Below are 19609 nucleotides of genomic sequence, written 5' to 3' on the forward strand. Positions count from 1 at the left end.
TTTTATTTACTTGCTGGTCATCAAAACACTATGACAGAAAGCCTCAATCAAGAGCCGAAGAAAACCGCTCAAACCCATCCGGAAAATCCCTGGCTAGAGATCGCCAAAACCATCGTTACCGCAGCTTTTTTAGCCTTTGGAATTCGGACTTTTGTCGCCGAAGCGCGCTATATTCCCTCTTCTTCTATGGAACCCACCTTAGAAATTAACGATCGCTTGATTATTGAAAAGATTAGCTATCACTTTAGGGAACCAGAACGAGGAGATGTAGTGGTTTTTTCGCCAACAGAAACGCTTAAAGAGCAACACTTCAATGAGGCTTTTATCAAACGGGTAATCGGTCTTCCCGGGGAAACAGTGGCAGTCAGAAATGGACGAGTCTATGTCAATGACAAGCCTTTAGCAGAGAACTATATTGCAGAGAAGCCTAATTACAATTACGGTCCGAGAAAAGTCCCGCCGGGTCAGTATCTTGTCTTGGGCGACAATCGCAACAACAGCTACGATTCCCACTACTGGGGATTCGTGCCGAAAGAAAATATTATCGGGCGGGCAGTCGTGCGTTTTTGGCCTTTCAATCGTCTTGGAGGAATCGATCCAGAACCAATTTATTCATCGCAAGGAAAATAGGAAAATTGTTAGTAGTTAGTTGTTGGGAGCAAAACCTACTAACTACTAACTAATAACTACCGGAACATACTGCTGACCGAACTATCTTCGTGAATGCGCCAAATGGCTTCCCCAAGAAGGTTCGCTACAGAAAGCACGGTTAACTGATCGAACCGTCGATCCTCTGGAACGGGAATGGTATTGGTAACGATTACTTCTTCAAATAATCCGCTAGAGAGGCGCGAGATAGCCGGTTCGGAGAAAACCGCGTGAGTCGCACAAGCGTAAACTTGTCTGGCTCCCTCTTGGCGCAGCAATCGCGCTCCTTCTGAGATAGTACCTGCCGTGTCGATCATGTCGTCTACCAAAACAGCGGTTTTTCCCTTAACGTCGCCGATTAAATTGACGACCTCTGCGACGTTGTGTGCCTGACGGCGTTTGTCGATGATGGCTAGGGGAGCATCGTCTAATTTTTTGGCAAATGCCCTTGCCCTGGTAACGCCGCCAACATCTGGCGAAACGACTACGAGATCTGAGAGATTTTTACTGACTAAATAATCGATTAATACCGGAGAACCATAAACGTGATCGAGAGGAATATCGAAATAACCTTGAATTTGGGCTGAATGTAAATCCATCGCTAAAATGCGATCGGCGCCAGCTTCAGTAATTAAATTAGCAACTAATTTGGCAGTAATCGCCTCTCGCCCCGCTGTTTTGCGATCCGCTCTAGCATAACAATAATAAGGAATTACGGCAGTAATCTGCCGTGCCGAGGCTCGACGACAGGCATCGATCGCGATCAGTAATTCCATGAGGTTATCGTTAACGGGTTTACAGCAGGGCTGAATTAGATAGACATCGCAGCCTCGGATCGATTCTTGGATCTGAATGTATAGCTCCCCATCCGCAAACCGCTTGCGAACCATTGGTCCTACGTCCATGCCCAAGTAACGAGCTACTTCTTGGGCTAGAGGAACGTTAGCCGAACCAGAAAATAAACGCAGGCGGTTATTGTCCGACGCAGGCTGTGATGTCGGCGAAAAGAGCAAAGTGGCAGTATAGCTCACGGCGGATTCTTTTCCCTCAACTTATGGCATTTTTATCATCTCAGGTTTTTAGGATTTCTGAGACAAATTTTTCCCACTCTCAATCATAGCCAATCTATTCTTTAAATTCCGACATAAATGTTCAATCTATTTAGCTTTTTTTGATTTTCTGGAGAGGGAAATGAGCTGACAAACCAAAGGGATTGCTTGCCTATTGGTAAAGTTCCCATCAAATCTGAAAAAATAAACATTAAACTTAAAATTCTAATCGACACCAATAACCCTTTGATGAAAGCATTACTGGTCGTAGGAACGGATACCGAGGTGGGCAAAACAGTCTTAACCTCATCTTTAGCAGCTTACTGGCAAATCTACCAACCGAATAAAAGTCTGGGACTGATGAAGCTCATCGAGACAGGCATTGGCGATCGGGAGTTTTACCAAGAACTGTTTGGCAGCAGTCCATCGCTCGAAATCGCCGCCCCTCTACGTTTTCAAACTCCAGTCGCTCCTCCTATAGCGGCAGAACGAGAAGGTCGCGACATCGACTTAGGACAAGTTTGGCAAGAATTTAGGCGATTAGGGCAACAGAAAGATTTCGTCCTAGTCGAAGCTTTAGGCGGGCTAGGTTCTCCAGTGACTCACGAACTAACGGTAGCCGATCTAGCTGGGGAATGGCGTTTGAGCGTCGTTTTAGTCGTGCCGATTAAATTAGGCGCGATCGCCCAAACCGTAGCTAATGTCGCTCTCGCCCGTCAGTGCCGAATCGATCTCAAAGGCATTGTCCTCAATTGTGTCCAACCCTGTACCGAACAACAATTAGCTGATTGGACGCCGATCGAGTTGCTGGAATCTTTGACTTGCATTCCCGTTTTAGGCGTTTTGCCCTATCTGAGCGATCGCAACGATCTGAAAAAGCTGGCTCTAGTTGCGTCGAATTTAGCCCTGGAGAAATTTTTGCCTTGGTAGCAATTGCAACTTAAATTTCCTTATAAAAGTTTTCTAACAAGCGCTGTCTGACTTTTACTAATTCTTCAGAAGATAGCATTTCCTCTTGACATTGAGCCAATAAGGCTGGTGTCGAGAAGATTTCTCCCAATCGCTGAATCCATCTATTCAGTTCGGGATCGCGATAGCAGTAGCGATTGAAAGAAAAGCAATACCAATCTGCGGCATATCGCGCTGCGTATTCTTCTGGTGACATGCCCAGAGGAAACATTTGTATCGCCAATCGTTCGCAATTGAGAGGAGCAAGTGGAAGCTGCTTATCTACCTTACTCATAGTTTTTCAGTTTTGTTACAAAAGGTTACTAGCTACCATACTTTAACTTAAGTGGTGACTTTTAATAAAGCGTGTTATGTCCGTTATTTTTGAAGCTTGGCGCAGTTTAACCATAAATACAGAGACAATCGCGCCCGATCGCCTGCAAAACGGTAAATCCGTCAGGGCATTGTCCAAAAGCTAACGCACCGCTCGCTATACCTATGAGTGATACCCTAGATTCTGCCTTTGGATCGCTCGCCTCCCAAGGGTAAGAAAATGGTTAGAACCTCTCCCTGTTGGGGTCGTTGGCGCACGATCAGCTTGCCGCCCAAGGCATTGAAAAGGTTTTTAGTAACGTCTAAACTCAGACTCAGACTGCCCGTTTCCGGTTGGAACATCAGCAACTGACCCAACGCTTTGAGGGCATTATTTGGGTAGACGGACTGAGTATAAAATTGCAGTTTTAGTTGATTTCCTGCCGTCGTCACTCGAACTTGGATTTGTCCTCCCGTGGGCAAACTGCGGATAAATTTTTCCATCAATCCAGTTAGTACTTGGTCTAGCATAGCCGGATCGCTGACTACCTGCGGCAGTTTTTTCGGTACGACCACATCGAGTTCGACGCTACGCCGTTGTGCTTGTTTTTGCCAAAGGGGAATACTTCGTTGAAAGACTTGTTCGAGAGAGATAGGAACGAGCTGAACTTGTTTTTCTCGCACGGGAGTGGTTTTAAACTCTGCCGCTCGGAAAATTAGCTCCATACGGTTGATTTGCTCGGTACATTCCTGATCGATGGTTTCTAATCGCTTGACCATTTCCGGCGATAATTCGCTAGAACGCTTGAGGAGCAATCGCGTCATCGTGCGAATGGTCGTCAGGGGAGTGCGGATCTCATGGGTAAGTGCTTGTAGCAATTCGATCTCTGGAGAATCAGTCGCACAAGCTTCATCGATCTGTCGAGACTGCTGTTTGGAGCGCCGATTAGCGAACAGGAAAATGTTTTCGTTTTTCTCGCTGACTGTCTCGATCGCGCGGTTTCTTTTCGTCTCTAGGGTTGGCAGTTCGGGTAAATGCTTGAGCAGCAGATGGCTAAAATCTGTAACGAGACGATAATCGGGCGTTGGCGGTCTGAATTTCTCGAAGGCGCGATCGAGTTGCTCCAATTGATGGTACTTGGCAAGATATAAGTGCGATCGCAAGAGCGACCATGCCCGTTCGATTGTTTCTGGTTCAAACGAAAATTGAAAGGTAGGGAGTCCCGTAGCGTCCTCTCCCAAAACCATCAGCAACCCAAACTTGGGAGTCAGTGCCAAACAAAACTGCTCGCTGGCGATAGGATCGTTCGGCAAGAGGGGCAGTTCCGCGATCGCGCCTGTAATGTCATGTTGTAGAATTTGTTGGGCAACAGATTGCTGACAGGGCATTAGCGCCAGAGTTTTGAGCGCTTGTGGCAGAAAAATTCCAGTCTGAAAGCGAGAAATCAGATCTACATGGCTTAAAATGGGCGCGGGGGCGGATAAGATCGAGCCTTGTAAATCTGTTTGCGAAGCATCGATCGAAGATAATAATAACTGTTGTAGTGCCGCGATCGCTCCAAACCATTCCTTTTGCGCTTTCAGCTTTGCTCTGGCTATCTGCTTGCTCGAATAGGGATAAATCGCGTCTAGCTCGCTCTGAGGCGCACGAACATCTAAATTAGCCGCTTCTTGGCTGTTGAAAACATCGCTGAGTTTTCGCCATAATCCCTGTTGTACGACCATTGACTTCCTACAAGCAGCAATTTACCGCATTCTTTTCTCACCTACGATAGTACCTGCCTTTTCCCTTCGTCCGTATCAGTAGAACCGAACGATTTATTCGCAATCTCCGTTCTTTGTGCCGAGTGATTAGGGATAGGAGATGGTTAGTCGTTGGTTGTCAAGCGTTCCTATTCGCACTGTTGCTCTACACTACACCACTCAGGATTGCCCTAAATGTGGAAATAGACAAAAGAAAAGTTTGTCTCAACGCACTCATAGATGCGATCGCTGTAATTATACAGCTCCCAGAGATGTTGCCGCTGCGATCGACCATCTTTTAGAACGAACGCAAGAAGCGAGTTCGGTCTACTCGATCGCAGTGCTACCCGTTCCCTGAAACATCAACCAAGACAAGAAAAAGTTGGCAATAAAAATTGACAGCAAAGCTGTTACCACTGCTGTCGTCGTCGATTGCCCGACTCCTTTTGCGCCGCCTGTCGTCGTCAATCCCCAACTACAACCGATAATGGCAATTAGCGCGCCGAAGACAACCGATTTAATTACCGCACTGAATAAATCCCAAACCTGAAGAAAGTTTTGAGCAGACCTGAGAAAAACCGTCGGAGAAATATCGTATAAAGCATCTGCCATAAACATTCCTCCCGTCATCCCAGTAATTAGAGATAGGATCGTCAAAACTGGCATCATCACAGAGCAAGCCAGAACGCGAGGCGAGACCAAATAATCGATCGGGTCGGTCTTAAGCATGTAGAGCGCGTCAATTTGCTCCGTCACTCGCATCGTTCCAATTTCAGCCGCAAAAGCCGATCCCACTCGTCCGGCTATGACAACGGCAGTGAGAACTGGGGCTAATTCTCGCGTCAAGGCGATCGCTAACACGCCTCCTACCGTCGTTCCCGCCCCATAGTAAATAAATTCTCGTGCCACCTGGATAGTAAATACCATTCCAACAAAAGCAGCAGTTAACAGCGCGATCGTCAAAGACTCCGGTCCGACAATACTCATTTGATCGAAGGTGTTTCGTCGGTGGATTTTGGCTCTCAGCAGGTGCAGAAATACTTGTCCTGCCAAAAAGCAAGCTGCGATCGATCGCTCGAACCACGCTTGCAGACCGCCTCTAGGGGTTGTTGAATTAGCCATCTCAATTTTAAAATTAGCAATTCGTCGCTATTTACACGGTAGTGTAGGGTCATACAATACTTCTATTGATTAAAACTAACAATAGCAAGATTTTCTATTCTAGCTCTCGCCTTTCTCGACGCGGAAACGTTCCACCGAGGTTAGGAGTTCTCTAGAGATGCTAACCAGGTTTTGCAAAGAACCAGCCACTCGCTGAGACTCTTGAGAGGTTTCCTGAGCGGTCAATTCTACTGCCTGCATAACCTGAGCTACCGAGCGAGAGTTTTCTCGCTGCTTGACCGTATCGGCAGTAATCGATCGCACTAGCGTATCGATGCGGTTGGATACCTCAATAATATCTTCGAGCGATCGCTTTGCCTGCTCTGACTTGTCGGTTACGTCGAGCACCTGTTGGATGCCTTCTTCCATAGCGGTCATAACCGAGCCAGTTTCGCTCTGGATTTGTAGAACGATTTGCTCGATTTCCTTCAACGATTTTGCCGAGCGATCGGCTAGCTGGCGCACTTCATCGGCAACGATCGCGAAACCCCGGCCCGCTTCTCCCGCTCTTGCCGCCTGAATCGAGGCGTTGAGTGCTAATAGGTTGGTACGAGAAGCAATCTGAGAAATCAAAGCGACGATCTTAGAAATTTCTTGAGACGCTTCGGCGAGGCGCTTCACCTTGCGCGCCGTCTCCGATACCGTTTCGCGGATTTGCAGAATGCCCGCCACCGTTCGCTCTACTGCTTCGCCGCCCTTGAGAGCAGTGACCGATGACGACCGGGCAACTTCTTCGGCTTCGCGAGCATTTTCGGCAACGCGCTGAATCGATTCGGTCATCATCTGTACCGAATTGAGCGTCACTGCCAATTCCTCCGCCATTCGCAGCGCATCGCTAGACTGGTTGCGGGCAAACAGTTCGCTATCGGTAGATCCCTTGTTTACTTGCTTGGCAGCATTTTTTACCTGGAGGACGATTTCTCGCAGATTTTGAATGGTCAGGTTGAAAGCATCGGCAACCGCTCCCAGCACGTCGGCAGTCACTTCCGCTTCTACCGTCAGGTCGCCTCGCGCCGCTCCTTCTACATCGTCGAGCAAACGAATTACTTGGCGCTGCAAGTCTTCCTTTGCTTGTTCCATCTCAGTTGCTCGCCGTTGGGCTTCGCTGGTCGTTGTAGCAATTACCCGCGCCATCTGAGTGAATTTTGCCGCTAGTTGCCCCAGTTCGTCTTCCGAGTATACCGTTGCCTTAACGTTAAAATTGCCTGCTGTCATTGCATCGAACTGGGCTTGCAGGTCGTCGCTAGAGCGCTTGGCTTGACTGGCAGCCACCTGTCCTAAGAATGCCGTCGTACCTAAGCTAGCCGCCCCTGTCACTAATGTCATTAACAACCCCGTCCCGCCAACAGGGGAAAGGGTTTTTTTAGCCTCTCCAGACGCTGTAGAGGAGACGATGCCAAGCGTCAGGAGGACGGCTAAGGCTGAAGTCAGTCCTGCTGCTCCGGCGATAATCCACTGTTTTTGCCTCAAGGAAGCATTGAGAAATCTTGCGAGTTTCCCTTGCCTAACCTCAACAGTCGGCTTGATAAATTGTTCGGAAATCCCGCTTAAACCGAGAGCGGCACTGCTCTCTCCCTCGCCCCAACTCGCCAGACCCGTTCCACCACTGGAAGCCAAGGGTTGAGACATTCCCGAACTGAGATTGCCGCTCAACTCCGGGCTAGCAGAGGTAAATAACTCGGAATCGGAAAAGTCTGCGGCAACGTCTGTCAGGTCGAATCTGGTTATGTCCTCTAATCCGTCATCGGGCAGGGCATCTAAATTATCTAGGAAACTTTCGCTCGATTCAGTGCTGGTAACTGCGTAGGCGGATCGATCTTGAGACTCTTCAAGCGAGAAATTTTCACTGGGGTTGTCGATCGCCCCCTCCTCGTTCAATTCATCTTTTGCTTGCTCGTTCGAGGTCTGTAAAGAGTTGTTTTGAGAATCGGTGCCGACGACAAAAGTCGGTTCTCCGATGGCTTGAGATGGGGAAAAACTGTAATCCGTGCGATCTTCTTGAGCGAAAGAAAATTCGGGAGGGGTTTCCTCTAGTTGTTGCCAATTGAGGGCGGTATCCGGATCGTCTGATTGCGCAAAAGGGGGATCGTAAGAAACCTCAGATGGCTCGCCGGGAGATTCAAAATTGGCATCGAGGTCGTTTTCAAAAGAATTGTCGAAGGATTGTACTTGTCCGACTGTTGGCTCTCCCGCGTCGTCTTCATCAAAGACAGAACTGTCCCAATCTATCTCGCTACCTGAGATATTGTTTTCCCAGGTAATGCCATCAGACTCCTCTTGCCAGCGGGGAAAGCTATTATTCTCCTCTGAAGATAGGTCGGTTGCGCTCAGCTCTGATTCGTTGAGGGTAAATCCTGTCGCTTCTTCGTCGGCAAAATTGTCTGCTTCGGCTAAGTGCATCTGTTGCGCTTGTTCTAGACCTTTTTGAGCGTATTCAACCCATTCTGGCTCCTCGGTCAGTTCTAAAACTGCCCGATATTGCTCGCTTGCTAAAGCGTATTGGTGCAAGCCTAGATAGATATGACCTCGCAACAACAATACGTTGGGATCGCCTGGATACTCTGTTGCCAAGCGCTCTACAATTGCAGCTGCTTGTGGATAATCAGCTTCTAGATAAGCTGTTTGAGCTTGTTCGTATAATTGTGTATAATTGGTCTCTGGTGCCATTTACCTCTCTCCACGGTTTTTATCAGTTATCAGTTATCAGTTATCAGTTACCAGTTAATAGGTGTTAGCTATCAATTGTAGATATCGTTGTGTTGCGATCTCTCCCATCCTCCCTATCCTCTCCCGCTCCCCAGTTCCTTACTTGCTGGTTACTGGTCACTGGTCACTGGTTACTGATTCATGCCGCCCACCGTGCCGAACGTAAAATTGCTACGTGATTTAGAACTCGTAAAATTTGAGTGGGTGAGGAATCGTCTTTTAAAACCCACTCCCCTTTGACGAAGGGCACGATGCGATCGGGAACGTTGGTTGGCATTTGCAACTGTTCCGCATCCAGCCAGTCCATCTCTCCCAGCCGCTCGATCGCTAAGCCTAGAATCATTTCTTGATCTTCGATCGCAATTACCGGAATTTCTGCTCTATCGGTGTTTAACACCGCCGGATCTCCTAAAAATTGTCCTAAGTCGGCTACCCAAATGACTTGACCCCGTAAATTGATTGTTCCCAATAGTAAGGGAGAGGAGTTGGGAATTGGCGTAATGCGATCGGTCGGTTGTTGCATGACTTCCATAATTCCCGTCGCTGGAAGGGCAAATTCATCGCTAGAAGGTAGGTAAAATCGAAGGTAAAGCTCTCCTTCAGGCGTTTTTAACTCCTGGAGTTCGGGGGCTAAATTGCGCTCGTTTCCGGTGAAAAATTCCGGATTTCCAATCATTGGTACTATTATCCTCTCATTAGCTGTTTAATAGTTCCAAGTAGTTCTACTGGTTGAAAAGGCTTGACTATGTAAGCATCTGCTCCTTGTTTCATTCCCCAATAGCGATCGAATTCTTCGGCTTTGGTAGAGCAGAGAATTACTGGCACATCTTTAGTTTTTGGGTCGGATTTGAGCCGCCGACAAACTTCGTAGCCATTCATCCGAGGCATGACGATATCCAAGATGACTAGGTTGGGATTGTATTTTTGAACGTGTTCTAATGCTTCAACCCCATCTTGAACGATAGTCACTTTTAACCCGCTATTTTTGAGTAAATCTAAAATTATCTGCTGTTGTGTAGGACTATCTTCTACAACCAGAACTTCGCTCATAATCCCCCATCTAAATTATCCAATGACATAAAATTGACGTTTAGTGACTGACACCGAGCTTGTATTTGTTAGAATTGGCTTTTTTAGGCATTGACAGTTTTAACATGTTTAACTTTAAACACAATACATTAAACTTAACTCGACTGAAAATAATCGATACACATATAATGTGCCCAACTTTTGCCGCTAACTACCACAGTGCAATTCTTTTTTTTGCCCCCACGTTACTTCAGGCACATTTCTAAATTCAAATATTTTTCTAACAACAATAGTAACTCGCTTTCTCCAAACGGCTTAGTTAGATAGTCAGTCGCGCCTACCAAGCGTGCCCTTACCCGATCGACAAAGGCTTCCTTGCCCGTCAACATAATGATGGGAGTCTGCCGAAACGCAACCGATCGCCGCAGCATGGCGCAGACCTCATACCCTTCCAGTTGCGGCATGGCAATGTCGCACAGAATCAGATCCGGCTTGAGTTGGAAAACCCGACCCAACGCCTGAAGCGGATCGGCGATCGCAGTAGCTCGAAAACCTTTCTCCTGGAGGATATATTCGACTATTTTGCCGATGCTCGCATCGTCGTCGATGCAGACCACGTGTGGGGAATGGTTCCCTTCTTGGACTTCCGAACTTGATTGAGACTTCTGTTTCTTTGGCGCGATCGCATCGATTAGGTGAATCCATCCCCTCTCGGCGTAGGGATATATCCCTTTGGCGAGGGTTAATAAATCGCGGTTGAGAAATCTGGAGAGTTGGCGCAGTGAAGTTTTGCCATCTGCCCAACGGGCTAGACTTTGATAGGCTTGTTCGGGTAAAGTTGCCTTTAATCTGGCTTCGTTGCCGATGATGAAACTTTGATGGGGTGACTGAATGTAGGGATGAAATTGTTTCCACTGCTGTAGTTGCCCCACGATCTTAACCAGTTGGGGGGCAACGTCTAAGGCGATCAATTGGGGAGCAAGCGCCGTCCCTGCCTCAAAAACGAATGCGCCATGACGCAGGCTTAATAGATCGAACAGTACCTCTGCGATCGCGCTTTCGATGATGCTGCGTGCTTGCTCTGGCGAGAGCTGTTTTTTCTCCAACATTAGCCAAAGATAGGCATACTCTGGCTCGTTGGTCGTTGCGAGCGACGCGCTCTGTAACAGGTCGATCGCTCCTTGGGCTTGATAGCGATGGAGGTAATCGCGCAGGCGGATTAGACTGCTACTGGCGCGATCGGCTCCGTAGACAATTTTCCCATTAACGAAAAAAATCAGCCAATACTGTCCGGTTCCTAAAGTTGTTTTCGGCTCGCAAGCAAAAGTCTGCCAATCTTTTTTCCAAACTTTCCTATCCGAATCCTCTAAGCTAGTTGGATAGGCTTCAACTAATAACTCGCCCGTTCGCTGACCCAATTCGATCAGTTGCAGGACACTTCGGAGATCGATTTCAGATAACGTTCCCTGCATGGGGCGATCGTCTGCTCGCAAAGAATTCTTTATACTAATTAGATTGGCAAATCTTAAATAGCTGTCCTATATGATAGCTTAGTTTAGAGGAATACTTAGGAAAGATAATTTTCTCGATTGGCACTACTTTTGGCAAAGGTCTTGGCAAGGTCTTCTAAAGCTGGTTATCCTTGATCCTAGCGATGTCATTTTCTCGATGGTCTCGCGATCTCAGTCAACCTGGGAGCAAGCAAACTGTCATCGCCACAAAAATAGTCGAGCAGGTCAAGCTTGCGATCGCAGATTGTCTGGCAAAGAAAGCCATAAATTAGCTACATTTATAGAAATTTAAATTCTCAAAGAGCTTTGTTAACTTTTATGAATGCCACACTGGGCAGATGCGCACAAAACTTATATGTCATGCTAAGAGATAAGAAAAAAAATATCAATTTTATTAATAATGCTAGGCTTAGCCCCGTTTTATCGAGAACGATTGCAATATTCATTAACCTTATTGTCAATTGTTAGGCAAAAGAGATACCAAGAGGATCGCGACTCGTGCTATATCTGGCAGAAGTTAAAAAGCAAATAAAAGGATTCATAGGCGGAGCAAAAACGGAACTCAAGCTCCTAGCTTGCCAGCACAACGACCAAACTTGGAGTGCCGTACCGGGTGACGAAACGATCGCCTGCGACGAGATCGCCCAAGCTGGAGAAGGAGCGTTGGTACTCGTCAACCTAAGTAACAATCGACAACTTCAGGGAAAACCCGAATTGGCTGGCATCGAGCTAGTAAGGCAGTTGCAAAAGCTGTCTCGGCTTCTGGAAAAGACAAAAGACCAACAAGAAGAAATCGAACAATGGAAACAGTCTCTGAGCATTCAAAGCGAGGAACTCACCCGCCGCCAAATGGACATGGAGGCGCGGCTCGAACAAATCGACCAGATGCAAGAAGAGTTTCAGGAACTCGAACGCCAGCGACAGGAAATGGAGGCGAATTGGCAGCGTTTTCGAGCCGAGCAAGAGCGCATCGAACAGTTGCACCGACAAATTGGTCCAATTGATTGGAATTCGCCGCAAGTTGGCAAGGTTCAAGCAATTATCGGTCGCCTTTTCGCCAATCTCGATCGCGCCACTGCCGTAGAAGCGCAGATCCAGTCGGCACGGGAAGCGCTTGAGCGCCAACAAACCCTCTTAAAGAATCATCTACAACAACTCGAACAAGAAAAAGCCAGCCTCGAACAACGACAAAACGATATTAACCAACACAGCGAAGCGATTAAAACTCGCAAGCAGGAGTTAGAGTCGCTCGTCGCTGCACTACAGGAAAGCCAAATTCAACTTCAGGTGCGCGAATCGCTTCTGACAAGCAAGCAAGAACTTTTGGAGCGCACCAATCTCGAAATCGGAGCGACGGAGGACTTAAGAAAAATTCTGACTGGCGCGGGAGACACCCAAAGCAAACAACAAGTTGACATTAAAACTCTGGAAAATATGCCTTTGGGAGAGTTACAGGAAACGGTTAAGAATCTCCAAGCAGATTTTGATAAGTTAGTTCGTTTTGTCAACGATCAAGAAGAAGAACTATCCTTGCAATGCCAAGCCGTTGCAGAATTAGAAGAAAAATTAAAAACAGCTAACGATTACGATCGCTTCGATCTTGAGTCAGAACTGGCAGAAGAGCAAGAGAGAAGAAAAATGCTCGATGAAACCCTGTTCGGTCAGCGGCGCAGGCTTAGAGAGCGACAAGCGATTCTTTCTCAGTACCTAAAAGTGTTGCGCCGCCGTCAGGGAGTGATGGAGATAGAGGATAATCTCCAGCAAATCAATCTAGAGCCAATTCTGCTTCAGTTAAAAGAGAAAAAACGCAACGCCCAACAAGATCGGCAACGGCAAGAGAAAGAGATCGAACAGTTGCACTCGAGCATCCAAGAGCTTCGACGACAAATTGCCCAGCAAGAAAGCGATCGCGCCGTTAAAACCCAAGAGTTACAACGGCAAGAAGCCAACTGGGAGCAAGCCAAGGCAGCTTTGTCAGAACTTCAGTCGCGTATCAAGCTTTATGAAGAAGCTCTCACTCCCTTGCAAAGTAACTTAACAGAAAGCCGACAGAAGGTAGAGGAAGTGGCACGGTTGTTTAGTTCTGTAGAACAACCCCAAGCGATCGCTTAATACAATTCGGAAGTCGGAAGTAAACAATTAAACTAACACCTCAAAATAATCCAATCGCCTTGGACTTCTGCAACTGCTCCTCCAGGAAATGGAGGAGTCCGAGTTCGGTTAGGGGCGTTGATGAGATTCGTTAGCGCTTCGATTTGCTCGAAAGTGGGTGCTTGGCTCAAACATTGCTGCAAAAATTGCCGCATGACTCGCCTTTGTAGGGCAAGGGGAGTGCCACGCAAACAAAAACGATTTAATTTTATTGGCTCGCCAGTCATCGCTTGTTGTAATAGCTGACTGGCAGATGCTTCTAGATACTCTACCTCTGCTCGCAGTAATTCTGCCGTTTGTGCTAATGCCGTTTCTACTCGTGGATTGAAGTGAGTTTGTAAATAGGGCAATAAATCGGTGCGGATGCGATTGCGAGCATAGTTGAGGTTTTGATTCGCTGCATCTTCCCAAACAGGGAGTTGAAACTTTTGGCAGAATTCTAGAGTTTCCGCGCGAGAAACGTTCAGAAGAGGGCGGATCAGCTCGATTTTAGGGGTTAGAGAACGCTGCCAAGTAAGGGCACTGAGTCCGTCAGCACCAGCACCTCGGATGAGATTATATAGGAGAGTTTCGGCGCGATCGCTGAGAGTATGCCCGGTAACGATTGCTTCAAATCCTTGTTCCTGGGCAATTTCAATTAAAGCATGGTAGCGCCATTCTCTAGCGGCTGCTTCGGTTTCCGCAATTTGCTCGGCAGTTTTGAGGTAGAAAGGAATGTCCCATTGACGGGCGAGTTTTTCAACATGTTCGGCAATTCCCGTATCTGTTGACCAACGATGGTCGCAATGGGCGATCGCGAGCTGCCAATTCCATTTCGGCTGCAAATCTAGCAGTAGTTTCATCAAACATAAAGAGTCCTGTCCCCCAGATACCGCTACCAACAAACGCCGATCTTTTTTTAACAGTTGCCGTTGCCGCAGTGTCTGATGTACCCGTGCGTGGAGAAGTGTCCAGCTATTTATCATGTCCTAGTGAAATTGGACGAGGTAAGGAGATTTTGTCCGAGCGATTGTCGATATTTTGACTAATTTTGCCTCAAAAGTCCTTTTCTTAGCCAGCTATCTGCTAGCATGGCTACACTCGCTCATTTTGGGGACTCAAACCAATCCGTTAGAAATGCTATTTCAAAATACATCATGCTACCAAAGGACGCAAAGACAGATTTATGCTAACAATCGCCTACTTTGTAATCGCTTTTATTTTCTCCAGCTTTGTTGAATACTGGATTCATCGTTTGATGCACCTCTGGCCTTGGTTTGGCAATCGTCTTACCTCTCACTACAAACATCATTACAACAACGAAAGTCCTGGGGTGCTCGTGGACTTTAAAGACTATAGTGTGGTTGCTTTAATCTTCTGCCCAATATTTTTGATTGCCTGGTCAGCTGGAATAGGCGCTATTTTAGGTGGTTTAGTCTTTGCCGCTTTTGCTGCTTATACCCATCAACTTCAGCACGAGAATCCAACTAAATGTATCTGGATGAAGGTGCCCGTTCATTATCTTCACCACAATTACACTTGGCATCATAACTTTGGTCTGTCTGTAGATTGGTGGGATCGAGTCTTTGGCACTTACAAGCCGATAGAATGGTCTTGTCAGAGGCAGTCTCAACCGAATTCATCGGATAGTTTAAGTGCTAAATAAGTCGGCAAAGCTTAATAGAGTCAGTTCAGATGCGATCGCCCCTGAGAGTTTTATGTCAGTTGAATGAGTTAATCAATGCTTGTTAGCTATTGGGCGATCGCGAGCTTAAAAGAACCAACCGTAAGAATGTAGTCCTTTACCCAATAAATTCACGCCCAGATAGCAAACCCAGACGACAACAAAACCACTAGCAGCTAGAATCGCGGGTTTCCTCCCTTGCCAGCCGCGAGTAATGCGAGCATGGAGATAGGCGGCAAATACCAGCCAAGTAATCAATGCCCAAGTTTCTTTAGGGTCCCAACTCCAGTAAGAACCCCAGGCTTCATTTGCCCAAACTGCTCCAGCAATAATGCCAATCGTCAGGAGAGGAAAGCCCAGTCCGATAATGCGATAACTAATATTGTCGAGGGTATCGGCTAAATTTAGACGTTGGGGAGAAAGGGTGGGAGCCGCAGGAACATCGGCAATAGAAGTTGTTGGCGGCGTAGCTAAATTGAGAACTGCCGTGCTGCCTCTGCCATTGCTCTGTGACACTACGGGTGCGACAGCAGTGGAATTATTATCTGTTAGCTGGTGTTGGGAGCTGAGCGAGCGAAGATTAGTACGATAGCCGCCCGTCCCGACGGAACTGCCGCGTAGCTCTACCGCTTGAGTGCGAGTAACGATTAAGAAAGCGATCGCGAGTAGAGAACCTACCATGAGCGCAGCATAGCTGAGCATCATGACGCTGACGTGCATCATCAACCAATTAGATTTCAGTGCCGGAACTAACGGAGCAGAGGCTTGCATCTCTGAGGGAAGAGATAGAGCGGCAAAAGCTGTAATTCCCATCGCTACCGGGGTTGTCGCTACGCCTACTAAGCGACTGCGACTCATTCTCTCGGCAATCAGGTGAATAGTGGTTATTCCCCAAGTCAGGAAAAATAACGATTCGTATAAATTGCTCAAGGGGAAATAACCCGCCTCTAGCCAACGAGCGCCTAGTAAAGCAGCGATACACAAGTTGGCAATCCAGATCCCTGCCGTTCCTAAAGCTGATAGATAAGGAATTTCTGGAAAGGCAGCACCTCCCCAGTAAATCAGCATCGTCAAAAATAAAACTAAGAACGAAGTATTGTCTAGAATGTTTTGAAGGGTTACTAAATCCATAATCTTCTAAGAGAGTTTTTTAATAACTGACAGCACTAAGCTTGTCATTATTCAATTGTAGGTTATTGGTCATCTGTCCTTGGTTATTTGTCCTTTGTTCTTGGCATACCGATAATCACTCAGTGATATCGGGGTCTTCCTAAAGTCGTGATATAAATGACGGCTTCATCTTCAGGAATTCCCAAAACCTCATTTACCTGGTCGTCAAAAAAGCCGCCAATGCCGCTTGCGCCGAGATTGAGATGAATAGCTGCCAGATTGAGTCGCTGTCCTAAATGTCCGGCATCCATGTGTAGATAGCGGTAGGCGCGATCGCCATATTTAGCAACTGCCTTCTGTAAATCGGCGGTATGGAAAACCACAGCCGCCGCATCTCTACCCAATTCTTGCCCCAAACACAAAAAATGCAACTCGCGTCGAAAGTTTTTGAAGCGAATTTGCCGCAGTTCTTGAGCTTTGGGAGCGTAGTAGTAACAGCCTTCTTCTAATCCCGTCACCCCAGACACGGCTACAAAGGTTTCGATTAAATCCAAATCAAAATAGTCTGGAGAGAGATCCAATCCCTGGTCGATATAATCTTCGGGATGATAGGTAAAATGCAGTAACGCTTTTAGTTCCTCTAGGGTCAGCTCTTCGCCAGTGTAGGCGCGAGTAGAACGCCGCCTCAGAATAGTACTTTCTAGTTCTGAGAGCCTCTCTCCCCAAGCAATGGGATTAGTTTTTGTGGAAATTTTTAGACAGAAGGGAAAGTTATATTTATCCTCTAAAGAAATCGCCTCCTCTACTCGTTCGGGGGGAGCTGGAGGTTCGGCGCGATCGATCTCGGTTGCTTGATGAAAATAGCCCAACAACTCTCCGTCGGGAATCTCTGGATATTGTGTCTGAATGTCAGAAGCTAAGGCAGTCGTACCGCTAGGCAAATGTTGTCTAATGTCTAGCAAATCTGCTAAAGGAATGACTGTAATGACTCCTTCCTGTTTGGGATCGAGATAGAATAGAGCGTCCATTGCTCGATCTCTAAATCCACCGATGAGATGGGGTCGGTAATCATTCATCGCACTGGCTAGCTCAATATTCCCTAGCAGATGTCCGGTATCCAAGAAAATTCGACGATAGGCGCGATCTTCGTAACGCCACGCCGAACGGTAGAAAATCGCTGTCGTGACGATCGCAAGTTGGGTATTTTCTAAAGCTGGATGCCAAAAACAGGCTGCTTGTAGGTCATTCCAAACATCACTCGCCCAAAAATGAATCAGGGAATGGTTTTGTGGCTGATAGTTATACAATCCCGCACCCAATAGAGGAGTGCCGCGAGAAATCAGATAAACCTCGGCTGGATACAATCCTCCAGCCGATGGAGCTGCCCTGAGATACACTGGCGCTCCCATGGTTGGCAGCTTGGCAGTCAAGCCATAACTGCAAAATAACAATCGCGACAGTCGCCGCCAATTGCGCTCGCTCGGTTCGAGCGAGGTTCCGCACTCTTGTGACAGGTAGGGTTTGAGGTCGATCGCGTTACCAATTTTGTATTCTTTAAAAGGAGATGGCTGGTTTGCCCAATCCAGAGCTTTGTTTTTGGAGGCGATCGTTTCTGGATGGTATTTGGTTCGCTCGTGGTAGTGAGTAGCAATTGATGTCTGCAAGTATGCCATAGAGATTGCCGGCTCGTTTCGCTTCGTTTTCCATCTTGACAAAGCTTTGAGGTTTTTGCTGTCTGCTATCTGCCATTGATGGTTTCGTTATAAATCTTAAAAAAAAGTTAGAAAGAAATGTTATCAAGGCTACAGTCTTCTATTTTAAGAAAAAGCTGAGCATAAATACTCAAAAGAAAAGCCGCTCGCCAGCTCAGACAGACTGTATCAACGGAAGAACACAATAGCAAACCTATATGCAAAAGCTAAGTGCACAAGAATTATTAGCGCAATATATTGAAGGTCAACGAGACTTTACCGAACTAGATTTAAATCAAGCAGATTTATTTGAAGCGAATTTACAGGAAATCAATCTCGCTCGCAGCAATCTTCAGAAAGCTTATCTCCCCTATGCCAACTTAACCAATGCGAATCTGCAAGAAGTCGAATTTCAGACTGCTCAATTGAGCAACGCGCAGCTGTGCCAAGCGAATTTAACTAAAGCAAATCTACAAAGAGCTAATCTCTCTAGAGCCAATCTGCGCTATGCGAATTTGCGAGAAGCAAACCTGAGCGAAGCGGATTTACAGAGAGCCGATCTATCGTTTGCCGATCTCAGCTACGCCAACTTAAGTCACGCAGATTTGCGCCGAGCTAATTTAGAGAAAGCCAATCTCTACCAAGCTCAACTTGGGGGAGCTAATCTATTTGGCGCGCAGAACGTAGATTTGGATCGTGCCCAACTGGATGCTAGCACGATTAATCCGAACGGCTACCGACAGTTAAGTGGTGAAGAGTAAGAAACGGTTATCTTCTCTGTTAAATCGGCTGACGCTGATAAGGGCTGTAAACTCTAGCGTAATAGGCTAAAATTGCTTCTACTTGTTGGCGATCGCGATCGCTGAGATTCGTAGGATATTCAACCTGCAAAGCGCCGATTTGACTCTGGTTGTAGTCGAACTGCTGGCAATCTTGAGCAATGAGCGTTGCTTTTATTCCCAAGACTTGCCGTAGATGAGCTGCCACCTCTCGGTAAATGGCTAAAGGCAAACCGGGGTAAGTAACCCGTTCTCGTAGCCCTTCAATTGCTGTTTGGCCCATATCTCAAAAGCCTCCCGTTAGCGATTCTGGAAGCGAGAGTGCCGTTTTCTCTTCTCGATCTGGCTTAGTTTGGGAAGGTTGTTGGGCGACTCCCTCGCCAACGTTTTTGTATACCTCTTGTCCCAACTCTTCAAGAACGACAACAGGCGTAGCACTCCGAGCATTTTCAATGCGTTTGACTCGCACCTGTCCGTTAGAGAGATAATCTCCAACTCGGACGTAACGGCTAGCTCGTTCGCCAGGAGCTTTGACAATAATTTGAGTCACTCCGCCCATATCGATAATTCCAGTTATGGCAACGGCTTGAGCGATTTCGGGTTGAGGTGGAAGGGGAGCTGGGGGACGAATCGGGGTGGGAGAAGATCCAAATGGCGAAGGTGCCGATGGTTGAGGAGAACTCGCCGTCGGCGGTTGAGGAGTATTAGATTGAGGTTGGAGTTGTTGTGGATTGAGTTTAGGCGTTGGCTTGACGGGAACGAAAGCAAAAGGATCTTTGCGTCCTTGGGCGATTTTTTGTCTGCGTTGTGCTGGATTGGTTGAGGGGATTAAACCAACCACTGATTCCTTTTTTTCAGCAGTCTTGGGTTGCGAGGATTTCTCAGCTTCAGGAGTTGCTGCTGCGGGACTGGGAGAGGAAGCTGGCTGAGGAGTTTCAGTCGCTTGGGGTTGTTGTGCTTGGTTAGATCCCGATGGTTGGGACGACGAACAGCCGACAATCGAGAGAGCGACTGTCGCTATAGATAAGATGAACAAAGATTTTTTCACGATTGAATCTCTGCGCCTCCTAAGTAAAGACACTAATAATAACTATGAAAGATTAAATTA

20 protein-coding genes are annotated in these 19609 nt (G+C 47.0%); 7 read left to right on the forward strand and 13 right to left on the reverse strand.

Going from position 1 to position 19609, the window contains the following annotated elements:
• Positions 1-30: 30 nt before the first annotated feature.
• Entirely contained in the window at positions 31-630 is a 600-nt protein-coding gene (gene lepB / locus NIES593_RS18485; protein WP_073600974.1) for a signal peptidase I, read from the forward strand.
• A gap of 56 nt (positions 631-686) precedes the next feature.
• On the opposite strand, the gene NIES593_RS18490 is transcribed toward lepB, so the two are convergent.
• Positions 687-1679 (reverse strand): ribose-phosphate pyrophosphokinase, encoded by a 993-nt coding sequence (locus tag NIES593_RS18490; RefSeq protein WP_073600975.1) that lies wholly within the window; start codon positions 1677-1679, stop codon positions 687-689.
• Positions 1680-1946: 267 nt separating this feature from the next.
• On the opposite strand from NIES593_RS18490, the gene bioD reads away from it, so the two are divergent.
• A complete protein-coding gene (bioD, locus tag NIES593_RS18495) occupies positions 1947-2627 on the forward strand; it encodes a dethiobiotin synthase (protein WP_073600976.1) in 681 nt (226 codons plus the stop codon).
• Between the two features lie 10 nt (positions 2628-2637).
• Here bioD and NIES593_RS18500 read toward each other — a convergent pair whose 3' ends face one another.
• Positions 2638-2940 (reverse strand): hypothetical protein, encoded by a 303-nt coding sequence (locus tag NIES593_RS18500; RefSeq protein ID WP_073600977.1) that lies wholly within the window; start codon positions 2938-2940, stop codon positions 2638-2640.
• A gap of 215 nt (positions 2941-3155) precedes the next feature.
• Entirely contained in the window at positions 3156-4682 is a 1527-nt protein-coding gene (locus tag NIES593_RS18505) for a sensor histidine kinase (RefSeq protein ID WP_073600978.1), read from the reverse strand.
• Between the two features lie 139 nt (positions 4683-4821).
• Between NIES593_RS18505 and NIES593_RS18510 the strand changes: the two genes are divergently transcribed.
• Positions 4822-5058 carry a zinc ribbon domain-containing protein gene (locus NIES593_RS18510; protein WP_073600979.1) on the forward strand — a complete coding sequence of 79 codons (237 nt, stop codon included), beginning with the start codon at positions 4822-4824 and terminating at the stop codon, positions 5056-5058.
• Here NIES593_RS18510 and NIES593_RS18515 read toward each other — a convergent pair.
• From NIES593_RS18515 to NIES593_RS18535, 5 genes are all read right to left on the reverse strand, one after another.
• The gene (locus NIES593_RS18515; protein ID WP_073600980.1) at positions 5028-5822 is read right to left on the reverse strand and encodes an MlaE family lipid ABC transporter permease subunit; all 795 of its coding nucleotides are present in this window, start codon (positions 5820-5822) and stop codon (positions 5028-5030) included. The two genes, NIES593_RS18510 and NIES593_RS18515, sit on opposite strands and share 31 nt — an antisense overlap.
• Before the next feature lie 99 nt (positions 5823-5921).
• Positions 5922-8528 carry a methyl-accepting chemotaxis protein gene (locus tag NIES593_RS18520; RefSeq protein ID WP_073600981.1) on the reverse strand — a complete coding sequence of 869 codons (2607 nt, stop codon included), beginning with the start codon at positions 8526-8528 and terminating at the stop codon, positions 5922-5924.
• A 178-nt stretch (positions 8529-8706) separates the two neighbouring features.
• Positions 8707-9243, reverse strand: a complete 537-nt coding sequence (locus NIES593_RS18525; protein ID WP_073600982.1) for a chemotaxis protein CheW — start codon at positions 9241-9243, stop codon at positions 8707-8709.
• Positions 9244-9251: 8 nt separating this feature from the next.
• Positions 9252-9617: a response regulator gene (locus NIES593_RS18530; RefSeq protein WP_073600983.1), complete on the reverse strand. Its 366-nt coding sequence runs from the start codon at positions 9615-9617 to the stop codon at positions 9252-9254.
• Between the two features lie 224 nt (positions 9618-9841).
• Positions 9842-11089, reverse strand: a complete 1248-nt coding sequence (locus tag NIES593_RS18535) for a response regulator (protein WP_245817625.1) — start codon at positions 11087-11089, stop codon at positions 9842-9844.
• A 161-nt stretch (positions 11090-11250) separates the two neighbouring features.
• On the opposite strand from NIES593_RS18535, the gene NIES593_RS25295 reads away from it, so the two are divergent.
• Together NIES593_RS25295 and hmpF are read left to right on the forward strand one after the other, a co-directional pair.
• Positions 11251-11379: a hypothetical protein gene (locus tag NIES593_RS25295; RefSeq protein WP_281250765.1), complete on the forward strand. Its 129-nt coding sequence runs from the start codon at positions 11251-11253 to the stop codon at positions 11377-11379.
• Between the two features lie 226 nt (positions 11380-11605).
• A complete protein-coding gene (gene hmpF / locus NIES593_RS18540) occupies positions 11606-13219 on the forward strand; it encodes a pilus motility taxis protein HmpF (protein WP_073600985.1) in 1614 nt (537 codons plus the stop codon).
• Between the two features lie 32 nt (positions 13220-13251).
• Here the strand turns inward: hmpF and tilS are convergent, their stop codons facing one another.
• Positions 13252-14223 (reverse strand): tRNA lysidine(34) synthetase TilS, encoded by a 972-nt coding sequence (gene tilS / locus NIES593_RS18545; RefSeq protein ID WP_073600986.1) that lies wholly within the window; start codon positions 14221-14223, stop codon positions 13252-13254.
• A 200-nt stretch (positions 14224-14423) separates the two neighbouring features.
• Between tilS and NIES593_RS18550 the strand changes: the two genes are divergently transcribed.
• The gene (locus NIES593_RS18550) at positions 14424-14903 is read left to right on the forward strand and encodes a sterol desaturase family protein (RefSeq protein ID WP_073600987.1); all 480 of its coding nucleotides are present in this window, start codon (positions 14424-14426) and stop codon (positions 14901-14903) included.
• Between the two features lie 105 nt (positions 14904-15008).
• On the opposite strand, the gene ccsB is transcribed toward NIES593_RS18550, so the two are convergent.
• Together ccsB and NIES593_RS18560 are read right to left on the reverse strand one after the other, a co-directional pair.
• The gene (ccsB, locus tag NIES593_RS18555) at positions 15009-16052 is read right to left on the reverse strand and encodes a c-type cytochrome biogenesis protein CcsB (RefSeq protein WP_073600988.1); all 1044 of its coding nucleotides are present in this window, start codon (positions 16050-16052) and stop codon (positions 15009-15011) included.
• A gap of 119 nt (positions 16053-16171) precedes the next feature.
• Positions 16172-17704, reverse strand: a complete 1533-nt coding sequence (locus NIES593_RS18560; protein ID WP_073600989.1) for a SagB/ThcOx family dehydrogenase — start codon at positions 17702-17704, stop codon at positions 16172-16174.
• Positions 17705-17940: 236 nt separating this feature from the next.
• Between NIES593_RS18560 and NIES593_RS18565 the strand changes: the two genes are divergently transcribed.
• Positions 17941-18483 (forward strand): pentapeptide repeat-containing protein, encoded by a 543-nt coding sequence (locus NIES593_RS18565; RefSeq protein ID WP_073600990.1) that lies wholly within the window; start codon positions 17941-17943, stop codon positions 18481-18483.
• Positions 18484-18502: 19 nt separating this feature from the next.
• Here the strand turns inward: NIES593_RS18565 and NIES593_RS18570 are convergent, their stop codons facing one another.
• Positions 18503-18784, reverse strand: a complete 282-nt coding sequence (locus NIES593_RS18570) for a hypothetical protein (RefSeq protein ID WP_073600991.1) — start codon at positions 18782-18784, stop codon at positions 18503-18505.
• A 3-nt stretch (positions 18785-18787) separates the two neighbouring features.
• Positions 18788-19549, reverse strand: coding sequence for a hypothetical protein (locus NIES593_RS18575; protein WP_073600992.1), 762 nt, complete (start codon positions 19547-19549; stop codon positions 18788-18790).
• Positions 19550-19609: the final 60 nt, after the last annotated feature.

The organism is Hydrococcus rivularis NIES-593 (assembly GCF_001904635.1).
GTDB classification, from domain to species: domain Bacteria; phylum Cyanobacteriota; class Cyanobacteriia; order Cyanobacteriales; family Microcystaceae; genus Hydrococcus; species Hydrococcus rivularis.